The organism is Caballeronia sp. dw_19, from assembly GCF_018449515.1.
In the GTDB taxonomy this organism is placed as follows: domain Bacteria; phylum Pseudomonadota; class Gammaproteobacteria; order Burkholderiales; family Burkholderiaceae; genus Caballeronia.
Genome location: NZ_JAAVUQ010000039.1, coordinates 36,520 through 58,223, shown reverse-complemented (window position 1 = coordinate 58,223; position 21,704 = coordinate 36,520). Strand labels below are relative to the sequence as shown.

The 21,704-nt window shown below is 60.2% G+C and carries 19 protein-coding genes and 1 riboswitch; of the genes, 4 read left to right on the top strand and 15 right to left on the bottom strand.

Features of this window, described 5'->3' with window-relative positions; translation table 11 throughout:
* Window position 1 precedes the first annotated feature (1 nt).
* The 9 genes from HB376_RS33420 to HB376_RS33380 all read right to left on the bottom strand — a co-directional run bounded on the left by HB376_RS33420 (window position 2) and on the right by HB376_RS33380 (window position 10,341).
* Entirely contained in the window at window positions 2-1,012 is a 1,011-nt protein-coding gene (locus HB376_RS33420) for an ABC transporter permease subunit (RefSeq protein WP_213767932.1), read from the bottom strand.
* Window positions 1,013-1,130: 118 nt separating this feature from the next.
* A complete protein-coding gene (locus HB376_RS33415; protein WP_213767931.1) occupies window positions 1,131-2,765 on the bottom strand; it encodes an ABC transporter substrate-binding protein in 1,635 nt (544 codons plus the stop codon).
* 473 nt (window positions 2,766-3,238) lie between these two features.
* The gene (locus HB376_RS33410; RefSeq protein ID WP_213767930.1) at window positions 3,239-4,180 is read right to left on the bottom strand and encodes a hypothetical protein; all 942 of its coding nucleotides are present in this window, start codon (window positions 4,178-4,180) and stop codon (window positions 3,239-3,241) included.
* The gene (locus HB376_RS33405; protein ID WP_213767929.1) at window positions 4,167-5,732 is read right to left on the bottom strand and encodes an N-6 DNA methylase; all 1,566 of its coding nucleotides are present in this window, start codon (window positions 5,730-5,732) and stop codon (window positions 4,167-4,169) included. Before HB376_RS33405 ends, HB376_RS33410 begins: the two co-directional genes overlap by 14 nt.
* A gap of 343 nt (window positions 5,733-6,075) precedes the next feature.
* Window positions 6,076-6,915 carry a methylenetetrahydrofolate reductase [NAD(P)H] gene (gene metF, locus HB376_RS33400; RefSeq protein ID WP_213767928.1) on the bottom strand — a complete coding sequence of 280 codons (840 nt, stop codon included), beginning with the start codon at window positions 6,913-6,915 and terminating at the stop codon, window positions 6,076-6,078.
* A gap of 37 nt (window positions 6,916-6,952) precedes the next feature.
* Window positions 6,953-7,303, bottom strand: a complete 351-nt coding sequence (locus HB376_RS33395; protein WP_031364155.1) for a phage holin family protein — start codon at window positions 7,301-7,303, stop codon at window positions 6,953-6,955.
* 89 nt (window positions 7,304-7,392) lie between these two features.
* On the bottom strand, window positions 7,393-8,814 hold the full coding sequence (gene ahcY / locus HB376_RS33390; RefSeq protein ID WP_213767927.1) for an adenosylhomocysteinase: 1,422 nt from the start codon (window positions 8,812-8,814) through the stop codon (window positions 7,393-7,395).
* Between the two features lie 33 nt (window positions 8,815-8,847).
* Window positions 8,848-8,982, bottom strand: a riboswitch (S-adenosyl-L-homocysteine riboswitch).
* Between the two features lie 108 nt (window positions 8,983-9,090).
* Window positions 9,091-9,813 carry an LrgB family protein gene (locus HB376_RS33385; RefSeq protein WP_213767953.1) on the bottom strand — a complete coding sequence of 241 codons (723 nt, stop codon included), beginning with the start codon at window positions 9,811-9,813 and terminating at the stop codon, window positions 9,091-9,093.
* 24 nt (window positions 9,814-9,837) lie between these two features.
* Complete coding sequence (locus HB376_RS33380; protein WP_213767926.1) at window positions 9,838-10,341, bottom strand: CidA/LrgA family protein; 504 nt, start codon at window positions 10,339-10,341, stop codon at window positions 9,838-9,840.
* A 120-nt stretch (window positions 10,342-10,461) separates the two neighbouring features.
* On the opposite strand from HB376_RS33380, the gene HB376_RS33375 reads away from it, so the two are divergent.
* Entirely contained in the window at window positions 10,462-11,415 is a 954-nt protein-coding gene (locus HB376_RS33375) for a LysR family transcriptional regulator (protein WP_213767925.1), read from the top strand.
* A 129-nt stretch (window positions 11,416-11,544) separates the two neighbouring features.
* Here HB376_RS33375 and HB376_RS33370 read toward each other — a convergent pair whose 3' ends face one another.
* Window positions 11,545-13,239, bottom strand: coding sequence for an OmpA family protein (locus HB376_RS33370; RefSeq protein ID WP_213767924.1), 1,695 nt, complete (start codon window positions 13,237-13,239; stop codon window positions 11,545-11,547).
* Window positions 13,240-13,567: 328 nt separating this feature from the next.
* Between HB376_RS33370 and HB376_RS33365 the strand changes: the two genes are divergently transcribed.
* Entirely contained in the window at window positions 13,568-15,259 is a 1,692-nt protein-coding gene (locus HB376_RS33365) for an isovaleryl-CoA dehydrogenase (RefSeq protein ID WP_213767923.1), read from the top strand.
* A gap of 124 nt (window positions 15,260-15,383) precedes the next feature.
* Here the strand turns inward: HB376_RS33365 and HB376_RS33360 are convergent, their stop codons facing one another.
* The 5 genes from HB376_RS33360 to fliE all read right to left on the bottom strand — a co-directional run bounded on the left by HB376_RS33360 (window position 15,384) and on the right by fliE (window position 18,544).
* On the bottom strand, window positions 15,384-15,725 hold the full coding sequence (locus HB376_RS33360; protein ID WP_213767922.1) for an EscU/YscU/HrcU family type III secretion system export apparatus switch protein: 342 nt from the start codon (window positions 15,723-15,725) through the stop codon (window positions 15,384-15,386).
* Window positions 15,722-17,071 (bottom strand): flagellar hook-length control protein FliK, encoded by a 1,350-nt coding sequence (locus tag HB376_RS33355; RefSeq protein ID WP_213767921.1) that lies wholly within the window; start codon window positions 17,069-17,071, stop codon window positions 15,722-15,724. Before HB376_RS33355 ends, HB376_RS33360 begins: the two co-directional genes overlap by 4 nt.
* A 78-nt stretch (window positions 17,072-17,149) precedes the next feature.
* The gene (locus tag HB376_RS33350) at window positions 17,150-17,482 is read right to left on the bottom strand and encodes a flagellar protein FliT (RefSeq protein WP_213767920.1); all 333 of its coding nucleotides are present in this window, start codon (window positions 17,480-17,482) and stop codon (window positions 17,150-17,152) included.
* 24 nt (window positions 17,483-17,506) lie between these two features.
* On the bottom strand, window positions 17,507-17,920 hold the full coding sequence (gene fliS / locus HB376_RS33345) for a flagellar export chaperone FliS (RefSeq protein ID WP_213767919.1): 414 nt from the start codon (window positions 17,918-17,920) through the stop codon (window positions 17,507-17,509).
* Between the two features lie 273 nt (window positions 17,921-18,193).
* Window positions 18,194-18,544, bottom strand: a complete 351-nt coding sequence (gene fliE, locus HB376_RS33340) for a flagellar hook-basal body complex protein FliE (RefSeq protein WP_213767918.1) — start codon at window positions 18,542-18,544, stop codon at window positions 18,194-18,196.
* Between the two features lie 333 nt (window positions 18,545-18,877).
* Here fliE and fliF point away from each other — a divergent pair, with 333 nt between their 5' ends.
* Window positions 18,878-20,662: a flagellar basal-body MS-ring/collar protein FliF gene (fliF, locus tag HB376_RS33335; RefSeq protein WP_213767917.1), complete on the top strand. Its 1,785-nt coding sequence runs from the start codon at window positions 18,878-18,880 to the stop codon at window positions 20,660-20,662.
* Window positions 20,652-21,647: a flagellar motor switch protein FliG gene (gene fliG / locus HB376_RS33330; protein WP_213767916.1), complete on the top strand. Its 996-nt coding sequence runs from the start codon at window positions 20,652-20,654 to the stop codon at window positions 21,645-21,647. Before fliF ends, fliG begins: the two co-directional genes overlap by 11 nt.
* Window positions 21,648-21,704 lie beyond the last annotated feature (57 nt).

Genomic DNA, 21,704 nt, shown 5'->3' with positions numbered 1-21,704 from the left:
CTTACCTCGTGTGGCGAATGCGCGGATTCAGCACGCCGTACATCAAGTCGACGACCAGATTCACAAGAATGACGAGCGTCGCGATCATCAGGATACCGCCCTGCACGACGGGATAATCGCGCCGGCTGATGGCGTCGATGAGCCATTTGCCCACGCCCGGCCACGAGAACAACGTCTCGGTCAGCACGGCGCCGGCGAGCAGCGTACCGACCTGCAGGCCGATCACGGTCACCACGGGAATCAGCGCATTGCGCAGCGCATGCACGATCACCACGCGTCCCGGCGCGAGCCCTTTGGCGCGCGCGGTGCGGATGTAATCCTCGCGCAGCACTTCGAGCATCGATGAACGCGTCATCCGCGCGATCACGGCGAGCGGAATGGTGCCCAGCACAATGGTCGGCAGGATCAGGTGACTGACGGCGGACTTGAACGCGCCTTCATCGTCGGAAAAGAGTGCGTCCCACAGCATGAAGCCCGTGCGATGCGGAATGTCGTATTCCACCGCGATACGCCCCGAAACCGGCGTCCAGCCCAGCTTCGCGGAGAAGAACATGATGAGGATCAAGCCCCACCAGAAGATCGGCATGGAATAACCGGTGAGCGCGGTGCCCATCACGCCATGATCGACGACCGTGCCGCGCTTCAACGCAGCGGCCACGCCGGCCGGCAATCCGATCACCAAAGCGAAAATCATCGCGCAGATCGCGAGTTCGAGCGTCGCCGGAAAGCGCGCCATGAATTCGCCCATCACGCTCGTATTCGTGATGATCGACATGCCGAGGTCGCCTTTCAGCGCGTGTCCGACATAGTGGAAATATTGAACAGAGAGCGGCAGGTCAAGCCCGAGCCGCTTCATTGCTTCGGCGTGCATTGCCGGGTCCACGCCGCGCTCGCCCATCATGACTTCAATGGGATCGCCCGGGATCAAGTGGATCAACGCGAACGCCAGGATCGTGATGCCGATGAACGTCGGGATCACCATGCCTATGCGCCGCAGAACGAATCGGAACATGGTTCGTCTCTTTGGGGAGGAAAAACGCGACCGGCGACGCGGGCTTGTGACCCTTGTCGCCGGACCTTTTCGACTAGTTTTAGTTTTGGTGCATCAAGCGAAGCGTACTGCTACCAGCTTACTGCACGCCGACACCGTCGAAACGCAGGTAACCCAGCGGCTCGATCTTCATGCCGATGACCTTCTTGCTCGTCGGCTGATACACCGTGGAGTGAGCGATCGGCGAAAACGGCAGTTGGTCAGCGAAAATTTGCTGCGCCTGCATATAAGCCTCCGTGCGCTGCGCCTGGTCGGACGTATTGCGGCCCTTGATGACCAGGTCATTGAACGGCTTGTAGCACCAGTGCGAGAAGTTGCTGCCGTTCACCGCTTCGCAGCCGAGCAGCGTGCCGAGCCAGTTGTCCGGATCGCCATTGTCGCCCGTCCAGCCGATCAGCATGGCGTCGTGTTCGCCTGCGTGGCCGCGCTTGATGTATTCGCCCCACTCATACGACACAATATTCGCCTTCACGCCAATCTTCGCCCAGTCGGCCTGGATCATTTCGGCCATCAGACGTGCGTTCGGGTTGTACGGACGCTGGACCGGCATGGCCCACAGGTTGATTTCGAAACCGTTCGGGAAACCAGCCTTCGCGAGCAGCGCCTTGGCCTTCGCAGTGTCGTACGCCTGAACCTTCAGGTTCTTGTCGTAGGACCATTCGGTCGGCGGAATTGGCGCAATCGCGGCCTGACCTGCGCCTTGATACACCGACTCAATAATCGCCTTCTTGTTGATCGCCATGTCCAGCGCGCGGCGGACATCGACGTTATCGACGTTCTTCTTCGTCGTGTTGTACGCCACGTAACCTTCGTTGAAGCCCGGTTGCGACGGCGTGTCGAGGTTCGTGTCGGCCTTCAGCGGTGCAATATCAGCCGGACGCGGATAGGCCATCACCTGGCATTCGTTGTTCTTCAGCTTTTGCACGCGCACGGCGGCATCCGGCGTGATCGAGAAAATCAGCTTCGAGATTTTAACTACGCCGGGCTTCCAGTAATCAGGATTGCCGTCGAAACGGATGGTCGCGTCTTTCGTATAGCTGCGGAAAATAAACGGACCCGTGCCAACTGGCTGCTGATTGATGTCCGACGCCTTGCCCGCTTTCAGCAGTTGCTGAGCGTATTCATCCGACTGGATCGACGCGTATTCCATCGCCATGTTCTGGATAAACGGCGCGTTGACTTCTTTCAGCGTGAACTTGACCGTGTACGGATCGACTGCTTCGATCTTCGTGATCAGCTTGTCCAGGCCCATGTCCGTGAAGTACGGGAACGACGTCGGGTAAGCCTTGCGGAACGGCTGGTTCGGATCGAGCATGCGGTTGAACGTGAAGAGCACGTCGTCCGCGTTGAATTCGCGTGTGGGCTTGAAGAATGAGGTGGTCTGGAACTTCACGCCATGACGGAGATGGAACGTGTAGGTCAGGCCATCGGCCGACACGTCCCACTTTTCCGCGAGGCCCGGTTCTACTTTCGTGCCGCCGCGCTCGAATTCCACGAGGCGGTTATAGACCGTGAATGTATTCGCGGTGAAATCGGTGCCCGTGGTGTATTGCGCGGGATCGAAACCGGCCGGACTGCCTTCTGAGCAGTAGACGAGCGTTTTGTTGGGAATGGGTGCTGCATGAGCGACGCTCGCGGTTACGAGCGACGCCGCGATGGCGGCGCTTAAAGCCATCGACAGACGAGCGCCTCGTAACAGGCCAATTTTCTTCATGTTTCCTCCAGGATCGATGCCGGCTAAAACCAGCGTAGCGCGATATTACTGAGCTTTGCCGGGGGGAACAAGGCGACGAAATTCCCTATGGGAATTAGCTTCCGCGCGCGTGTCCGGCAAGCCAGGCAACAGGGTTGAAAAGGCCGTGTTTTCGCTTAACTTCTACGAGTCGGGAGATTTTGGGGCGATTCAGCGCGGTTTTCATCGATTCACGCTTTGTCGGCAAACTCACGCGCGACGGCAAATTCGGGCGCTACCGTAGCACGAAAGAAATGTAAATTTAAGCTAAAGATCAGGATTGTTGCGCGCCGAAAACATGAGTCCATCATGTTTCGTTATGCACCTTGTTTCAAGGTGATTGAGCGAGGGACGGGGAAATACGAAAAGCACAGAAGAACCGCGCGGCGAATGCCGCGCGGGTTATTCGATCTTTAGCGCGTTTTGCAGTTGCACTATGGCGATAGTTAAGACGCTCACGACTCCACGTCGACCCGTACTTCGTAATCGAGTACTGGATATGGGGCTCCATCGATCAGCGCTATTTCCAAGGCGGGCGAGCGCGACGCCCATTCCAATCGGCGAGTCACCGGCTTGAGATCGGGCGCGCCAAACACATAGCGCTCCTCATACCGTAAATAGAGCGCCTGAAAAAATTGCTCGATCCGAAGCGGACTATCTTGAGGCGGGAAATCGCCCAGAATGTAGCCGGCGCGGCCTTCCGCCATATCGACCATTGCTAATGTGACTGCTTCATACCCGCTCACATCATCTCGAATGCCACGACGGCCCGTTAGTTCTCGCAGTGCCGAATGAAAGCGGAAGATTGATTCCACAGGTTCGCCACCTTCGCGAACCGCGATGTCATTGGCAAGAAGTTGACGCGCTGGGGTCTCTTCCGACTCGAGACCTTCCGCTAAAGCAACCATCGTACGATTTGCACGTATCACGAACATGTAACCGAACACCATGGCGGGATACGTGATGTGAAGGTTCGTGCATTCCCCGATAGTCTCTTCCATGCGATTGGTCAGGTTGCGAAACGCACCCATCATCCCTTTGCACGAAATCGCCAGGACCGGACCAATCCCGTCCTTAGTCACGACCACATCGACATTTTTGGTCTTCAAGCCCCCGAGAATCGTTCTTTCAGAACCCGTCGCCAAGGTCGGATCAAAATGCAAATAAGACCTGCCGCTCCGCGTGACAACGGAAAATGGCGGGCGAGGCGTGATGTCGTCTGGATGGAAGCCCCCTTCAAGGACCAACCGACATGCGACATACCAATGCAAAGGTTTTATATGCTGCTGACTTTGCGTCTTGCCGTCATAAGTCGCAAAGTGATGAAGCGCTTCCCGCTGGTTTATCCATTGGCAAATGCGTGAGTCACCATCGATCGCATCTCTACGCAGTGGCATAGTGCCTCCACTCGCGCAGCGTCGTCAGCGCCTCTTCCACGATGGCAACATCTACATGCTCAAGGGTCGTTTTCTCTGGAAAAGCAATTTGGCTGGCTTCGCGCGGTTCAAGTTTCAGCATGCCGCCACCGAGCGGATGCCCCTCGATCTCGGAACTCAATTTGATAAACGGCGACTCCCAGATATCGAGAAGGTGCGACGAATCCACCCCCTGCCGCAATCGAACGCTATGAACGGAGTTCGTGCAGGTGCACCCTGCTTCATTTCGGACCAGATTGGCTTCCAGCCCGGACATGTACGAAAGGAAGAAATCGGGAACTTGCACATCGGGCACGGAATACCAAGGATCACGAACTCTGCATTTGTAGGCCTCGCGCGCTTCGACGCCGGCATCGGAGTCAAGGTATCGCGCTACCGAGGCCGGAACCGGTCCCGACTTCGGCATACGCAGCAGAAGAATTGGCTCGTCGTTTTCCTTCCACATCCCCACTGTGGAGGCGGTGAGCCGCTGCTTCGGAAGTGCACGACCATTGCGAACAGTTGGATGCAACAATTGCTTCGGAATGCGAAGACGACTTGCCTCCGACGGACGTAGGTGAAAAAAACTGTTGGCTCCTGTTACGTAGCCGATTCCGATGTTCGCCAACTCACCAAAGCGCTTCGTTTGGTCGTCCTCCACCACACCGCGGTATAGCTTGCGAGCGTTGGCCTGCATCAAGAAGGGACGAAGCCGACAGCCCCAGGCACGCCAGTCGATCATTGGCACGCGAATAAACGTCTTTGGGGGTACTCCCATCCGCTTGAAACGCGGCATGGATGAGAATCGAATTTCCGCCGTGCTCTGACCGAAGCCTTCGGCGAAAATCAGCCAGCAGTCTTCCGAAAGCTCAGGGAAAAGCTTGTCCCTTACGGCGACGATATGCAGCACCGCAAAGTGCGATGCAAAATACTCGATCAATGGCGCCGAGTATGGCGCGTGCCCGATTTCCGCAGGTACGACAAACGCCATCCGGCCACCGGGTTTCAGTAAGGTTGCCGTTGCGACGAGAAAAGGCGCCCACGACGAGCTCAGGCCGCTAAAGCGGGCTCCGGCCCGTGCACAAAGTGCTGTCGCCCGGTTTCGAACTTCACCTTTGAAAGTTTGATACCGAATGAACGGCGGATTACCCGCCGCGCAGTCGAAGCGCTCTTTCGCGGTCGACGCCCAGTCGAAAAAATCACCCTCGTGAATCGATGCCCACGGAGCACGCTGAGAGGCTAGTTTTCCCGCAGCCGAGTCCTGCTCAATGCCAACACTATTACGATGTCCGGCAATGAATTGTCCGTCGCCGCAGGATGGATCAAGCAGCCGATCACTTTCGCTGCGTATCGCCCAATGAAGTAGAGTCTCGGCGACTCCGTCGGGGGTGTAATACGCACCCGAATCCTTTTGGGACAGGGGCTTTGCGGATGGTTGTTCTTCCACGTCATTGAGAGGGACGCGGGTTGAGTGGGCAGCGTCGCGCTTGCGCCCGCCTGCTGCTGATTTTTGGTTGGTAACGGTAAGTTGCAAGGTGCAATACGCCTCGGTTAATAAATCGGCAAGCTAGTTCAGCAAGCATTGCCCCTTCAGCGTTTGTCCAGCCGAAAAATCGGCTGGACGGCCTGACTTGACCGGTACTTTACAACACAAAAATGGGTCTGGTCGTCGCCTTGAGTAGTCAAAGTTTCTGATACCCCGTAATGACAATTGCTCGTCAATTGGCGCCTCACGAGCGCATCTACCCGCACGTGAAGATCGTTAGTTGCCAACGGCTTTCGTTTCAACAAAAAAGCGATCGCGATTTGCGAGTCGCGATCGCCCCACTTTCAAATTGCGCTCCACCTGCAGCGGCACCCGAGAAGCCCAGGCGTCGTTATTGCCCCTGCAACGCCAACCGCTCGCAAATCGTCTTGCTCGCGGCCGCGCCATTCAGCGTATAAAAATGCAGCCCCGGCGCGCCTTCCTTCACCAGCCGCTCGCACAAACCGGTCACTACATCCAGTCCGAATGCGCGGATCGCTTCTTTATCGTCGCCATAGCTTTCCAGCCGGCGCGCAATCCACTTCGGCACTTCCGCGCCGCACATCTCGGAGAAACGCATCAGCTGCGAGAAGTTCGTGATCGGCATGATGCCCGGCACGATAGGAACCTCGACACCCAGCTTGCGGGCGTCATCGACGAAACGGAAATACGCGTCCGCGTTGAAGAAGTACTGCGTGATCGCCGAGTTCGCGCCGGCCTGCACCTTGCGCACGAAGTTTTCCATATCGGATTTGGGCGAGCGCGCCTGCGGGTGATATTCCGGATACGCCGCGACTTCAATGTTGAACCAGTCGCCATGCTCGGCGCGAATGAAGCCGACCAGTTCCGACGCGTACCGCAACTCGCCGACTTCACCCATGCCCGAAGGCAAATCGCCGCGTAACGCGACAATATGACGAATGCCATGCTCACGATACGCGCCGAGAATGGCCCGCAGACTCTCCTTCGACGATCCGATGCACGACAAATGCGGCGCCGCTTCGAGTCCCTGCTTCATCATCTCGACGACGGTATCGAGCGTGCCTTGCTGCGTGGAACCGCCCGCGCCGAACGTCACGGAGACGAACTTCGGGTTGAGCGCCTTGAGCTGCGCGCCAGTCGCGCGCAATTTCTCGATTCCTTCCTGCGTTTTCGGCGGGAAAAACTCGAATGAGAGTTCGATCGGTTTCATGGGAGGAGTGGAACGCGCGCGCAAGGCACTCGCGTTCTTAGAAGTTGCGCTGACCGAGGATCAACGCCGACAGCAGCCAGGACACGATGCTGTACAGAATCGAGCCGAAGAAAGCCGACCAGAAACCCGACACCTCGAAGCCCTTCAGCAACGAAGCGCACAACCAGAAACACAGCGCATTCACGACGAGGATGAACAACCCGAGCGTGAGAATGGTCACCGGCAGCGTGAGCAGCACCAGCAACGGACGCAGGAACGTATTGATCAGCCCGAGCACGATCGCGACGATCAGCGCGGTGCCGAAACTGCGGATGTGAATCGATGGCACGAGGTAAGTGATGATCAACAGCGCGAGCGCGTTGATCAGCCAGGTCAGCAGCACGGACATCGATGGTCTCCTGGTACTTGAAGTTTCATGCGCATGGGCTTGTTAAAACCCATGCGCACGCGCTGAGTGCTACGACACTACCGCCGCAATCAATAACGGTAGTGATTCGGCTTGAACGGACCCATCTTGTCCACGCTGATATAGCTGGCCTGATAGTCGGAAAGCACGGTCAGTTCAGCGCCGATACGGCCCAGATGCAGACGCGCAACCTTTTCATCAAGGTGTTTCGGCAACACGTAGACCTTGTTTTCGTACTTGTCGCCGTGCACGAACAATTCGATCTGCGCGATCGTCTGGTTGGTGAACGATGCCGACATCACGAACGACGGGTGGCCCGTCGCGCAACCCAGGTTCACCAGGCGGCCTTCAGCCAGCAGGATGATGCGCTTGCCGTCAGGGAAAATGATGTGATCGACTTGCGGCTTGATGTTGTCCCACGTGTACTGGCGCGTGGAGGCAACGTCGATTTCCGAGTCGAAGTGACCGATATTGCAGACGATTGCGTTGTTGCGCATCGCCTTCATGTGGTCGTGGCCGATCACGTGGAAATTACCCGTAGCGGTCACGAAAATGTCGGCCTTGTCGGCGGCATATTCCATGGTCACTACGCGATAACCTTCCATGGCTGCCTGCAACGCGCAGATCGGGTCGATTTCCGTGACCCACACCGTCGCGCCCAAACCGCGCAGCGATTGCGCGCAACCCTTGCCCACATCGCCGTAACCGGCGACGACCGCGATCTTGCCGGCGATCATCACGTCGGTGGCGCGCTTGATACCGTCCACCAGCGACTCACGGCAGCCGTACAGATTGTCGAACTTCGACTTCGTGACCGAGTCATTCACGTTGATGGCCGGGAACGGCAGGCGCCCTTCCTTTTCCATCTGATACAGACGATGCACGCCCGTGGTCGTTTCTTCCGTCACGCCCTGAATGTGCACGAGGCGCTTGGAATACCACGTCGGGTCGATGTCGAGGTGAGCGGCAATCGACTTGTACAGCGCGATTTCTTCTTCGTTTTCCGGCTTGGCAATGACCGAGCGGTCCTTTTCCGCCTTCGAGCCGAGGATCAGCAGCAACGTGGCGTCGCCGCCGTCGTCGAGGATCATGTTGGCGAATTCGCCATTCGGCCATTCGAAGATGCGGTGGGAGAATTCCCAGTATTCGTCGAGCGATTCGCCCTTGAACGCGAACACCGGCACGCCGCCTTGCGCAATGGCCGAGGCTGCGTGATCCTGCGTCGAAAAAATATTGCACGATGCCCAGCGGACGTCCGCGCCCAGTGCGGTCAGCGTTTCGATCAACACGCCGGTCTGGATGGTCATGTGCAGCGAACCGGCAATACGCGCGCCCTTCAGCGGCTGCGATACCTTGTATTCCTCGCGCGTTTGCATGAGGCCGGGCATTTCCGTTTCAGCGATGTTCAGTTCCTTGCGGCCCCAGGCAGCAAGCGACATATCGGCGACGACGAAATCTTTGTTGGTGTTTGAATCGAGAACTGCGGCGTTCATCACGCCCTCCTTTCTAAATGGAAATATAGAAATTTGACGTGAGCGCCGTTCGATGCGGTGGTTCAACAAGCGCTTACTTCTCTGAAAGCGCCGGTCACTCCGTCCGATTGAATGCTTCGAGCCTGGCGGCCTTCGTTGTTGAAAGCCGTCGCAACGCTCCTCGAAGCGAGTTGGGATTGTAGCAAATTGGGATGGAGGAAGCGCGTTTGAGCGCGGGCTTTGTTTTGCCCGCGTTCGTAGTAGTTCGCCGGGCGCGGACCACAATCCCGGCGCGCCTTAGAACGGTAAAAACGCCAATGCCGGCGCCAGTAACACCATGACGACGCCGGCGATCATCATCGTCAGGCTGGCGACTACGCCCTCTTCGCTGCCGAGTTCGCGCGCTTTCGCCGTGCCCACGGCATGCGCGGCCGCGCCAAAAAGCGCACCGCGCGCCAAGCGTGATCTTAAAGGTACAAGCGCCAGCACGATTTCACCAAACAGCATGCCAACCACGCCCGTCGCGATCACGAACAACGCGGTGAGATCCTTCGGCGCATGAAGCTTGTCGGAGACAGCGAGCGCAAAAGGTGTCGATACCGATCGAGTAGCGAGGCTGCGCTGCAATTCCGGCGACAAATGCAGCAATTTCGCCAGCATCAACGACCCGCCGACCGCCACCAGAATCCCAACCGCCACCCCCACCGATAACGACAACCAATGCTTTCTCAGCAATTGGCGGTATTCAAAAATCGGCACGGCGAACGCAACGGTAGCGGGCCCGAGCAGCCACATGAGCCAGCGGGTATCGGCGAAATAAACAGGGTATGGAATGCGTGCGCACAACACCACGGCGACCAGCGCCGCCGGAACTGTCAGCAAGGGCGAAAGCCACGGGCGCGGGAAACGAGCGTAAAGCCGCTTCGACGCGAAATACAGCAACACCGTCAGCACGAAACATCCCGCCGCGATTGGGCGCGCGGCGGCATCGGCGAACAGGAAGTCGTAGAGAGGGGTCATCGCGATGGCAGTAAACATTAAACGTCAGGCGCGGGCGGCGTGGCGCACACTCCGCGCACCCCGCACGTCCATCAGGCGGCGCAATTCCAGCCAGCGTTCAAGCCTGGAAGCCCGTTCCACGGCAAACGCGACGGCGACCATCACCATCAGCGTGCCGAACACCACGACCAGTGCCAGGCGCCAGCCGTCTTCCCGGAACAAGCCACCGTATTGAACGGCGGCAACCGCGGCCGGAATGAAGAACAGCAACATGTCGGTGAGCAGCCAGTCCGCGCCGGCCTTGACCCAGCGCGGCGCAACGCCGCCGCAGAACAGCAGCGCGAGCAAGATCAGCAATCCGACGACACCGCCCGGCACCGGCAAGTGGAAGGTGCGCGCAACGAAATCCGCGACCAGCCAGATTGCCGCAAGTCCGGCGCTCTGCAGCGCGATGCGCGCAAAGCGGCTGAACGCGCCGCGTGACTGAGCCACAACGCCAGCATTAGCGGATTGTCTCGATGAAGGCAAAACATCGGCAGGAAGGGGCATGACAGATCTTTCAGCTCATTGATAGGGTTAACCTTTAGCCAAATATAGCGCGCGCCACACCATAATCAAAGTGACTTAAACTTATCAAATGCATTCCAATTTGGAATTCGAGGGGTTTGTATGGAATTGCGATCGTTGCGGTATTTCGTCGAGGTCGTGAAGCAGAAAAGCTTCACCGCTGCGGCGGAGAAAATGTTCGTCACGCAGCCGACCATCAGCAAGATGGTGAAGTCGCTCGAGGACGAAATAGGTTCGCCACTGCTGCTGCGCGAGAGCCGCCAGATGGTGCTCACCGACGCCGGCCAGATCGTCTATCAGCGCGGACTCGACGTACTGGCGGCGCACGCGCAACTCGAAGCTGAACTCAACGATCTCGGCAAACTCGGGCGCGGCACCCTCACTATCGGGATTCCGCCCATGGGCGGAACGCTGTTCACCCCGGCCATCGCCACATTCAAGAAGCGCTATCCGAAGGTGGAGTTGAAGCTGTTCGAGCGTGGCTCGAAGGCGATCGAGGCGGCGCTGATCGATGGTGAACTGGAGCTTGGCGGTGTGCTGCAACCGGTCGATCTCGCCACGTTCGACGTACTGCCGATCAGCCGCCAATTACTCTGGCTCGTTGCGCAGAAAGGCTCGCGCTGGGACGCGCTGGTGGACGTGCCGCTCGCCGATCTCGCGCGGGAACCGTTCGTGTTCTACGGCGAAAGCCTCGCGTTGTCAGATCTCGTGCTCAATGCCTGCCGCGAAGCGGGGTTCGCGCCGGCTATCGTGGGGCGCAGCGGCCACTGGGATTTCATGGCGGCGCTGGTGCAGGCGGGCGTCGGTATTGCGTTGCTGCCCGCGCCGTATTGCCGGCGGCTCGATGTCAACGCATTCACCTGCCGGCCGGTGATCGCGCCGGAAATTCATTGGGACATGGCCGTGGGCTGGCGGCGCAACGGCTATTTGTCGAACGCGGCACGCGCGTGGCTGGAGGTCGTGCGGGAAACACTGCCGGCCAATCTCGGCGATGACTTCCTTCAAGGCCCGGCTGAACGATTTCCTGCTCGCGTGCGCAACCCTGCACCGAGATAACGCGTCGGGTCGCGACTCAAGGTCGTGACTCACCAAGCGCCAAAAGAAAACCCCCTGTCCCGCTCGCGCGGGACAGGGGGTTTTCGTTGCTACGTCGATACCGGACCTTCGTAGCGTCCGGTCAATCGATTATTGCTGCACAGCGAAGTCGATCCGGCGGTTTGCGAAACGTCCGCTGGCCGTTGCGTTGTCAGCGATCGGATTAGCATCGCCGAAACCTTGCGCCGTCAGCGAATCAGCAGAAACGCCATGCTTCACGAGGAACGCGCGCACTGCTTCCGCCCGCTTCTTCGACAACGCCAGATTCGTGCTTGCCTGGCCGACATTGTCCGAGTAACCACCCACGGTCAACTTCACGGCCTTGCCCTTTCCTTCGCACGTCTTCAGCACTTGTGCCGATTTTGCCAACGCCAGTTGCGCGTCTTGCGGCGGCACGTCAGAGCCCGTGCGGAAGTTGATGACTTGCAGGTTCAGCACTTTGGCGATATCTGCCGCAGAGCAATCATCGCTCAACGACGAGAACGCGCTCATGAACGAGTCTTTCGCGCTTTGGACTGCTTGCGTGACATTGAAGGTGCCGATGGTAAAGCCCGCGCCGAACAACGTCTTCAGCTTGTCCATCCAGCCATTGCGCACATCTGCAGCGGTACCGCTCAACTCGATCTTCTCACCCGACAACTTGGCTTCCGCGCCCGGCAATTGCATCAGCGGCAACAGGCCGTCGAGCTTGTCGAGCCAGCTAGCCGGCTTGGTGTCCGGGTCAACGGTAATGGTCGCGTTCAGATGGTCCGCGCCGAACTTCGCCGTCAGGGCGGCGAGCAGCTTGGCCTTCTCTTCTTCGCTGCCGACCGTTGCGTGAATGGTCGGTGCGCCCAGCTTGTCGACGGTGAACGTCAGCAGTGCGTCCTTCGTGGGCGCCGGAGCAGCAGCAGGCGCCGAGGCCGGAGCGGCTTCCGAAGCCACTGCCGAAGCCGCTTCAGCAGCAACCACCGGAGTCGATGTAACCACGGGCGCTGCGGCGGACGCTGCAACAGGAGCCGCAGCGGGTGCCGGCGCCTGTGCCTGCTGGTTGACGCAGCTGCGGCCGAACAGCAATGCGAGCAGCGCGAGAGCAGCGGCGACAGCAAGCCACCACCATTTCTTCGATCGAGCCTTCTCTTCCACCACGATCCGGTCGAGCGAAGGGTTGATGGCCGCCGATGCGCCGCCGACCATTGACGGGTGCTCAAGATGCGACGACACCGCTTTCATCTGCGCGGCCACGCCGGACAGGAAACTGGCGGCGCCGCCCAGACCCAGCGCGCTGGCGACTTCTTCGGTCATGCTTGCCTTCACCATCGGCAACTGATGGCCGAGGAGCGTAGGCAACTGGCCGACATTGCCGCCCGACTTCGTGAAGTAATGCTTTAGCACGCCGAACAATGTGGTCGTGACGATGCCGCCCAATGCATGCGTGGCGCCAACCGATACGCCGGTCTTCGATGCCACCGCGTTGCTCAGCGCGTTCACGCGTTCTTCTGACGCCACACCGCTCGCGAGCCGCGTACCCGACGCGAGCAACGATTGCAGGCCGTCGCCGTGGACGAGTTGCGGCAGCATATCGACGATATTGGCGTTCGCATCCGGTGACATGATCGATGCGAACAAGCTGCGCGCGCCTTCAGGCGATGCGGCTTTGTTCATCAGCGACCCGACGAGTGCGGGCGCGATCATGCCGACCACGCGCTTCGCCGCTTCGGGAGCGACGCCCAATTTTGTTGCGAGTTGTTGCAACACGCTTTCGGTCAAAGCGCCCTGTACTAGCTGAATAACATTGATGCTCATTTAAATTGCCTTTTCCTTACTTGCGTGATTGCGCTAATCGCCCAAAGTGAGCGATGCAGATTATAGATTCGGCATTGGAGAAGCAAGGACTGCGGATTAAAAATCGGAAATACCTCAAAGCGGAAAATTTGAGACGATTCTTGAAATATCTCGAATTACTAATTAATTTGATTGCATCGATGCAGTAACCGAAGCGCAAATTTTGAATGAACGTTAAATCGCACTATCCATTTCATTTAACGAAGCCGAGGAACATGACGGTGATCAAGGTTTTTGCAAAAATTGAGATGAGCGGGCAAACTGAATAAATGCATGAGGGAGACAAACGATGCGCTCATCCACTTACGGCCAAACACACGAAGTCACAAATCAGGCTCCGCCGCTCGAGCGCTACAACGCGCTCTCGAGCGACCCGGCGCTAGTCAGCGCCATCCAGCGCGAAGGCGCGGCGTGGCACCTCGATGCCCTCACCCGCGACGGTCTGGCGCTCACCCATCCCGATATTCTTGCGCTCGCCGATCTGGCCAACCGGCATACGCCCGAACACCATCCGTTCAGCGCGCGCGGGGAGCGAATTGATGCAATCGAATTCCATCCCGCCTGGCACACCCTGCTTTCGATGCTGCGCGAGCAGGGCCTTCATTCGCTGCCGTTCGAAACGGCTTCGCCGAAAACCGGTTCGATGGCTGCGCGCGCCGCCGGATATTTTCTCCACGCGCAACTGGAAAGCGGTTCGTTGTGCCCGCTGACCATGACCTTCGCCAGCATTCCCGTGCTGCAGCAGGAACCCGCGCTGTACGCGAAGTTGAAAGCGCAATTGCTCTCGCGCCAGCACGATCCACGCGATATTCCGCTTGGCGCCGGCAAGCAGTCGATGATGATCGGCATGGGCATGACCGAGAAACAGGGCGGCTCGGACGTGCGCAGCAACCGGACCCGCGCGGTCCCGGAAGATGCGGGCGGACGGGGCGGCGAGTATCGGCTGATCGGCCATAAATGGTTCTTCTCGGCACCGCAATGCGACGCCCATCTCGTGCTCGCACGCACCGGTGACAACGCCCAGGAAAACGGCCCGGTTTCCTGCTTTTATGTCCCGCGTTTCGCGCCGGATGGATCGAAGAACGCCGTGCAGGTCCAGCAACTCAAGGACAAGCTCGGCAACCGCTCGAACGTCAGCAGCGAAGTCGAATTCCTCGACGCCTACGGCATCATGATTGGCGACGAAGGGCGCGGTGTACCGACGATCATCGAAATGGCGAACTTCACGCGTCTCGATTGCGTGATCGGCAGCGCCGCGTTGATGCGCGCCGCGCTGATCCAGGCGGTTCATCACGCGCGGCATCGGCGGGTGTTCGGCGCAAAGCTCATCGACCAGCCGCTGATGCGCAACGTTCTCGCCGATCTCGCGCTGGAATCTGAAGCGGCCACCGTGCTGTTCATGCGGCTTGCGGGCGCCTTCGAGAATTCAGCGAAGCCGGAAGAACGCGCGTGGCGCCGTATCGTGACGCCGGCGGCGAAGTTCTGGGTCTGCAAGCGCGCGCTGGAATTTACCGGCGAGGCAATGGAGGTCTGGGGCGGAAACGGTTACGTCGAAACGGGACCGATGGCGCGGTTTTATCGGGAGGCGCCGGTGAATTCGATCTGGGAAGGATCGGGGAATGTGATGTGCCTGGACGTGCTGCGTGCATTCGAGCGCGAACCCGATGCGGCCCATGCGCTGTTCGATTCGTGGCAGGCGGTGGCGGGTGAACATCGCGTTCTCGGCGATGCGTTGAAAACGCTGCACGTCATGCTGCAAGGTGACCCGGCTACGCGGGAAGCATCGGCGCGGGGGATCGCGCAGCAACTGGTGCTCGTCGCGCAAGGGGTTCTGCTCGCGCAGCACGCGCCGCCGGACGTGGCGGCGGCGTTCATGGAAACCCGTCTCGACGATGCCCGTGGTTCTGTCAATCGCGTGTATGGAACGCTGCCGGCCACGTTCGATTTCAACGCAGTGATCGAGCGCGCGTTCGCGGAGTAGGGATGGTGCTCGCGGATCAGGTCCGTGGCGTGCACGCCGCCGCCATGGAATTTGCGGCTCCGGCCAGCAGCGGTTGATGAGCAAAAGGCTTGGGGATAACGCCGAAAACGCAGCGCTCGATGAATCAAGCCGGGCGGCGGCGGCCCTTGCGCACCGGAATTGCAGGGTCCACTTCGGGCGGCGGACCCGCCTCCACCCCGTTCTCCAGCCGATACAACCACGCGAGCAGTTCCGCCACGGCCTGATAAAGCGCCGGCGGAATGCGCGAGTCCAGGTCGACCTGCATCAGCAGCGACACCATCTCCGGCGATTCATGCACATACAGCCCCGCGTCCTTCGCGCGCTGCACGATCATTTCCGCGACCAGCCCGTAGCCCTTCGCGACCACACGCGGCGCGGCGTCGGCGTTTTTGGTGTCGTAGGCGAGCGCGGTCGCCTGCTTGCGCGAATCGTTGCGCGGACTCACGTGTCGCTCCCAGCCGATGGCAATGTCGATGCCGGTGGCGGCACCGCCGGGCTAGCAGCATCGATGAAATGGGGGAACGCCGGGTCAGCGGCCAGGTCAGCCAGCGCGTCGCGGGCGTGCACGGTCAATCCTGCGAGCTGCAATCCCGCCGCGTCGAGTTGTTGCTGGAAATGATGACCATCGGCGGCAAGACGGGCGGCGCCGCCCTCGCTCGCATTCAGGCGCACCACCAGTTGCTGGCCGGTGAGCACGAGATCGGCATCCACATTGCCGAGCGTGGGCAAGCTCAGCGTGACACGCGTGTGCCAGGCGCGATCCGTATCGGTGGAACCGGCGCCCGCGCCGCTCTCCTGGAACGCATCGCGCCCATAGGGAGCGCGGTTCTGCGGCTGGATTTCCCACTCGAACTTCGCGCCCGGCCACGCTTCGCCGGACCAGCGAAACTGATCGGAAGCGAGCACGTCGAGCTGTTGGCGGACCAGCGGAATAGTCGATGGATGAATGCCGGAGGCAATCGCCGCCTGCACGGCCGAATCCTGCAGATGCGCGGCCGAAGGCGGCGCGCTTATTCCGCTTCCCTGCGCCGTCGATGAAAACAGGCTCGTGGGCATCGCGCGCACCGATGCCGCCAGCGCCGCCGCCTGCTGCGGCGTTTGAGGCGTAGGCACGGGACGCATGGGATTGGGCGCGTCGGGGGTATCGGCGGCGGCGAAGGTGGGCGGCAGCAGCGTTTCATCGATCCAGGCGTCAGGCGCACCGTCAGCCGCAGCCAGGAAAGAATCCGACGGCAATTCGCTTGCCAATTTGTCCACCCGCCCCTGGGGCTCATTTCGCAGCGACGCGAGCGAACGCTGTCCGCCCAGCCAGAGCGCGATATGGTTTTCGTAGAAAAGGCCGCTGTCCGCGACGGTCCGGGCCAGCATTGCCGCCAGCACGGGCGCGGGCAAAGGCGGCGCGGGCGGGTTGACCGCGCTCGCGGCATTCGCCGAGCTGGAGGAAAACAACGACCCGGACAGGCTCTCGAAGGCGCTCGCGGCCACGACCAGGCGCGGCGCGGTCGGCCACAACGGCACGGTGCCAGGCAAAGCGGGCGTCGTGCTGCCGCCGAACCGCGAAATGATGTCGAGCGTGCGCGCGATCTCGCTCAACGCGGTCTGCGTCGACGGGCCGGACACGGCATACGCGCTGATAACGGCCGCGGGCGTGGCGACCTTGGGGGTATCGACTAAAAGTTGCGAGGTATTGGCTTGGGGCGCGGTCGAACTGGTCTGCGTATTGAGCGCGGACAACAGCATGTCAGTGCGGCTGGCAAGCAGCGCAGCGACGGCGGAGTCCAGTCCAGTCATGCCAGTATCCTCGGGTCAGCAGTCCAGCCGAACGGCCGGCCACCGGTTTCAACGAGCCGCGAACGCGTCAAACACGCCCTAGCGGAACCCGATCATCTTCTTCAAAACTCGCACTGGCCTGTTCACGGTGAATAACGCTGCGGACAAACGCGCGAGGCTGGGGGTGCTGAGATCGCGAATGGCGGCGTCGTCGGCAAGAATCCGGCGCACCAGTTCGAGCTTGCGGGCACGCGCGGTGTCGTCCAGTTCGGAACGGGGATCGACCTCTCTCAAGCCGTCGACCAGATCCCGGTACGCGCCCTGCATCGTCTTCAGTTCACCCCATTCTCCACTGCGTGCTGCGGCCAGCATGCACGTAGAAAGTGCGGCAATCGCTTCATAATGAGCGAAATATTCTTGTGTGGTTTTCATTATGGGCAAGCATGTTTCGCGGCTTCACGCCGCAGCCATTTTTGCTGCATCGGGTGCAATCGCCATCCAGGCTTCCTCCAGGGTCGCCAGCAGGCCATCGATCTCCACCAGCACCTCTTCGCTCTGACGCACATTCGCTTCCAGCAAACGATGCGACATGTACGTGTACAACGCATCCAGGCGGGCCGCGATGTCGCCGCCCACGTCCATGTTGAGCGACTGCTGCAAACCGCTTTCAATAATGCTGATCGCTTTCGTGATCGCTTCGCCGCGTGCCGGGATATTGCCTTGCTGCAGGTACATCCGCGCTTGGGCAATGGCCTGTCGCGCACCCTGATACAACATGGCGACCAGCCTGTGCGGGCTCGCGCCCATTACCCCTGTCTGAACGCCGACGCGCGCATAAGCGTTAGCCCCACCGTGTGCCTGGGAAAACATCCGACCCTCTCCTTACTCTGGTCCCATGCAAGTTGGTTGCCGTGGGCGTTTCGCGCACAACGCGCTGCCCGCCGGCGCACTTATTGACGGTAACCGTGATGAACCGATGCCGATGAACTGATCGAGACCCTTCTATTTGTCTGACCGTTTATCGTGCTGCTATCCGGGTTATCGGAGAAAGCGGCAAAAGCTTTAGGCGTGCTTTGCGTCACAGCGAATTCCAGGAGGGGAAATAGTCGGCGGATCGACGATGCGGAAAAACCGGCGCAGCGCTCAGACCGCGATGTTCATGATGTCGCTATAAGCCGACACGAGCTTGTTGCGGACCTGCAAACCGAACTGGAATCCCACGTTCGCCTTCTGCATGTCGATCATCACGTCGTTCAGCGAAACGTTTGGCGCGCCCACTTCGAACGCCTGCGCCTGGTTGATCGCGTTGTTCTGGCTGCTGCTGATGCTGTCGAGAGACGACTTCAGCGCGTCGGCGAAACTGCCGGCGCTCGCTGCACCCGATTCGGGCACGACGCTGCCGCTCGCGACTTGGCCGGCGCCGCCTGCAGCCTGCGTCGCCATGACCTGCATTTGCTGGAGCGCCGAACTCAACGGGCTGATAGGAGCATTCATAGGGTCTCCAGAAGGAACGGAAAGGAACTGAAAATCGGTGAAACATAGGGATTGCAGCACTTCTGGGACAATTCGAACCGGAGCCTGTCCCGGGCCTCAGGCCGGCGTCTGCGCCGGAACCTGAGCGGTTCGCCATATGGCCTGACCGACTAGGAAAAAGTCTAGCAGCAGCGTCATTTCGCAAAGCGGTGAAAGGAAACCAAAACTCGCTTCTGTTCGCTGAATCGACTTACCTCTCCTTACGGATAATTCCTCTCATGAAAGTGCCTGTAGTGCGCACGGCTATCGCCGGTGCGCGCTGCAGAAAACGCAAGACTCGGAGAGTTTCGAAGCATGGATTCCACAACCAACCTGATCAACCCGGACGCCCGCATGGGTCTGACTGGCGCGCAGCCAGGCACCGCCGGGTCGATCGCCGCAGGTGCGGGCGGAGCCGGCTACGCGGGCGGCGCGGACTTCGGCGGCAGCGGCGGCTTCAGTCCGCGCATACCGACGCTCAACCAGTTTCGCAACAACCCGCGCATGCCGCTGATCATCGCCGTGGCTATCCTGGCCGTGGTGGTAGCGGGCCTCGTGATGTGGTCACGCCAGCCGGATTACCGGGTGTTGTTCAGCAATCTCTCCGACCGCGATGGCGGCGCGATTGTCGCTGCGCTGCAGCAAGGCAACATTCCCTACAAGATCGCCGAATCGGGCGGCGCGATCCTGGTTCCCAGCGACGCGGTGCACGAAACCCGCCTGCGCCTCGCGTCGCAAGGTCTGCCGAAGAACGGCTCGGTCGGCTTCGAATTGATGGATAACCAGAAGTTCGGCATCAGCCAGTTCGCCGAGCAGGTCAACTATCAACGCGCGCTGGAAGGTGAGCTGGAAAAAACCATCGGCTCGATTTCCTCGGTGCGCGAAGCCCGCGTCCATCTCGCCATTCCGAAGCCCACCGTGTTCGTGCGGGAAAAGGAACTGCCGACCGCGTCGGTCATGCTGAATCTCTACCCCGGCCGCGCGCTCGATGAGGGCCAGATCATCGCGATTCAGCACATGGTGTCGTCCAGCGTGCCGGATCTGCCGGTGAAGGGCGTGACCATCGTCGATCAGGACGGCAACCTCCTCACGCAGCAAAGCTCGGCGAACGGCCTGGACGCGTCGCAGCTCAAATATGTGCAGCAGATCGAGCGCAACACGCAGGGGCGTATCGACGCCATCCTCGCGCCGCTGTTCGGCGCCGGCAACGCGCACTCGCAGGTGAGCGCGGATATCGACTTCTCGAAGCTCGAGCAAACCGCCGAAAGCTACGGCCCGAACGCCAACCCGCAAAACACGGCGATCCGCAGCCAGCAGTCGAGCGTTTCGAATGACACCGCGGGCGCGAACGTGGGCGGCGTGCCGGGCGCGCTGTCAAACCAGCCGCCGGCTGCGGCGTCTGCACCTATCGACGCAGCCGCCAGCGGCGCGGACGCCGGGAAAGCCGCGCCGATCAGCATGCGCAAGGACACCACGACCAATTACGAAGTCGACCGGACCGTGCGCCACTATGAGCAGCCGATGGGCGGCATCAAGCGCTTGTCGGTTGCGGTGGTGGTGAACTACCAGAAACAAGTCGATGCCAAGGGCGCCGTGACCATGCAGCCGCTGCCTGCCGACAAGCTCGAGCAGGTGCAGCAACTGGTGAAAGACGCAATGGGCTACGACGAAAAGCGCGGCGATTCGGTGAACGTGGTCAACAGCACCTTCCTGGTGGATTCGACCGTGATTCCCGACGTACCGTGGTGGCGCACGCCAGACATGATTGCGCGCGCCATCCAGCTCGCGAAGTACGCGGGGATCGGTGCAGTGGCGTTGTTCCTGTATTTCAGCATGGTGAAGCCGGCGCTGCGCCGCGCGTTCCCGCCGCCGCCTCCGCCGCCAGCGCTCGCCTCACCGGATGACCTGTCGCTGCTCGACGGGCCGTCCATGCCGAAGTCGCAGCTAGAAGACGAAAAGGATGCCGAGGTCAGTTTGCTCGGTCACGAAAGCAACAAGGCCAAGTTCGAACGCAATCTCGACTACGCGCGCATGGTTGCGCGCCAGGACCCGAGAATCGTCGCGACGGTCGTCAAGAACTGGGTGTCCGATGAACGCTGAAGGCCTGAATAAAGCCGCTCTCCTGCTGATGTCGATTGGTGAATCGGAAGCGGCGGAAGTGTTCAAGTACCTCGGACCGCGCGAGGTGCAGAAGATCGGCGCGACCATGGCGACGTTGAAAAACGTGACGCGCGAACAGCTCGATAACGTGATGACCGAGTTCGTCCAGGAAGCCGAGCAGCACACCGCGCTGTCGCTCGATTCGAGCGAATATATCCGGGCGGTGCTGACCAAGGCGCTCGGCGAAAGCAAGGCGGGCGCGCTGATCGACCGGATCCTGCAGGGCAGCGATACCAGCGGCATCGAAGGCCTGAAGTGGATGGATTCAGCCGCTGTGTCCGAGCTGATCAAGAACGAGCATCCGCAGATTATCGCGACCATTCTGGTTCACCTGGACCGCGACCAGGCGTCCGAGATCGTGGCGCTGATGAGCGAGCGGTTGCGCAACGACGTGTTGCTGCGCATTGCCACGCTCGACGGCATCCAGCCGGCCGCGCTGCGCGAACTCGACGACGTGCTGACCACCCTGCTCTCCGGCAGCGACAACCTGAAGCGCGCGCCGATGGGCGGCATCCGCACGGCGGCGGAAATCCTCAACTTCATGTCGACGGCGCACGAAGAATCCGTGATCGAAAACGTGAAGGAATTCGATGCGGAACTCGCGCAGAAGATCATCGATCAAATGTTTGTGTTCGAGAATTTGCTCGAACTTGAAGACCGCGCAATCCAGTTGCTGCTGAAAGAAGTGGAATCTGAAACGCTGATTGTCTCGCTGAAAGGCGCCCAGCCGCCGCTGCGGCAGAAGTTCCTCGCGAACATGTCGCAGCGCGCCGCCGAACTGCTGGCCGAGGATCTCGACTCGCGCGGCCCGGTGCGGCTCTCGGAAGTCGAAGCACAGCAGCGCAAGATCTTGCAGATCGTGCGCAACCTGGCGGAATCGGGTCAGATCCAGTTAGGCGGCAAGGCCGAGGACGCGTATGTCTGACGCCGCCGAAGCCGCCAAGAAGGCTCACGCTACCGACGCGGCCAAGAAGGCTCACGC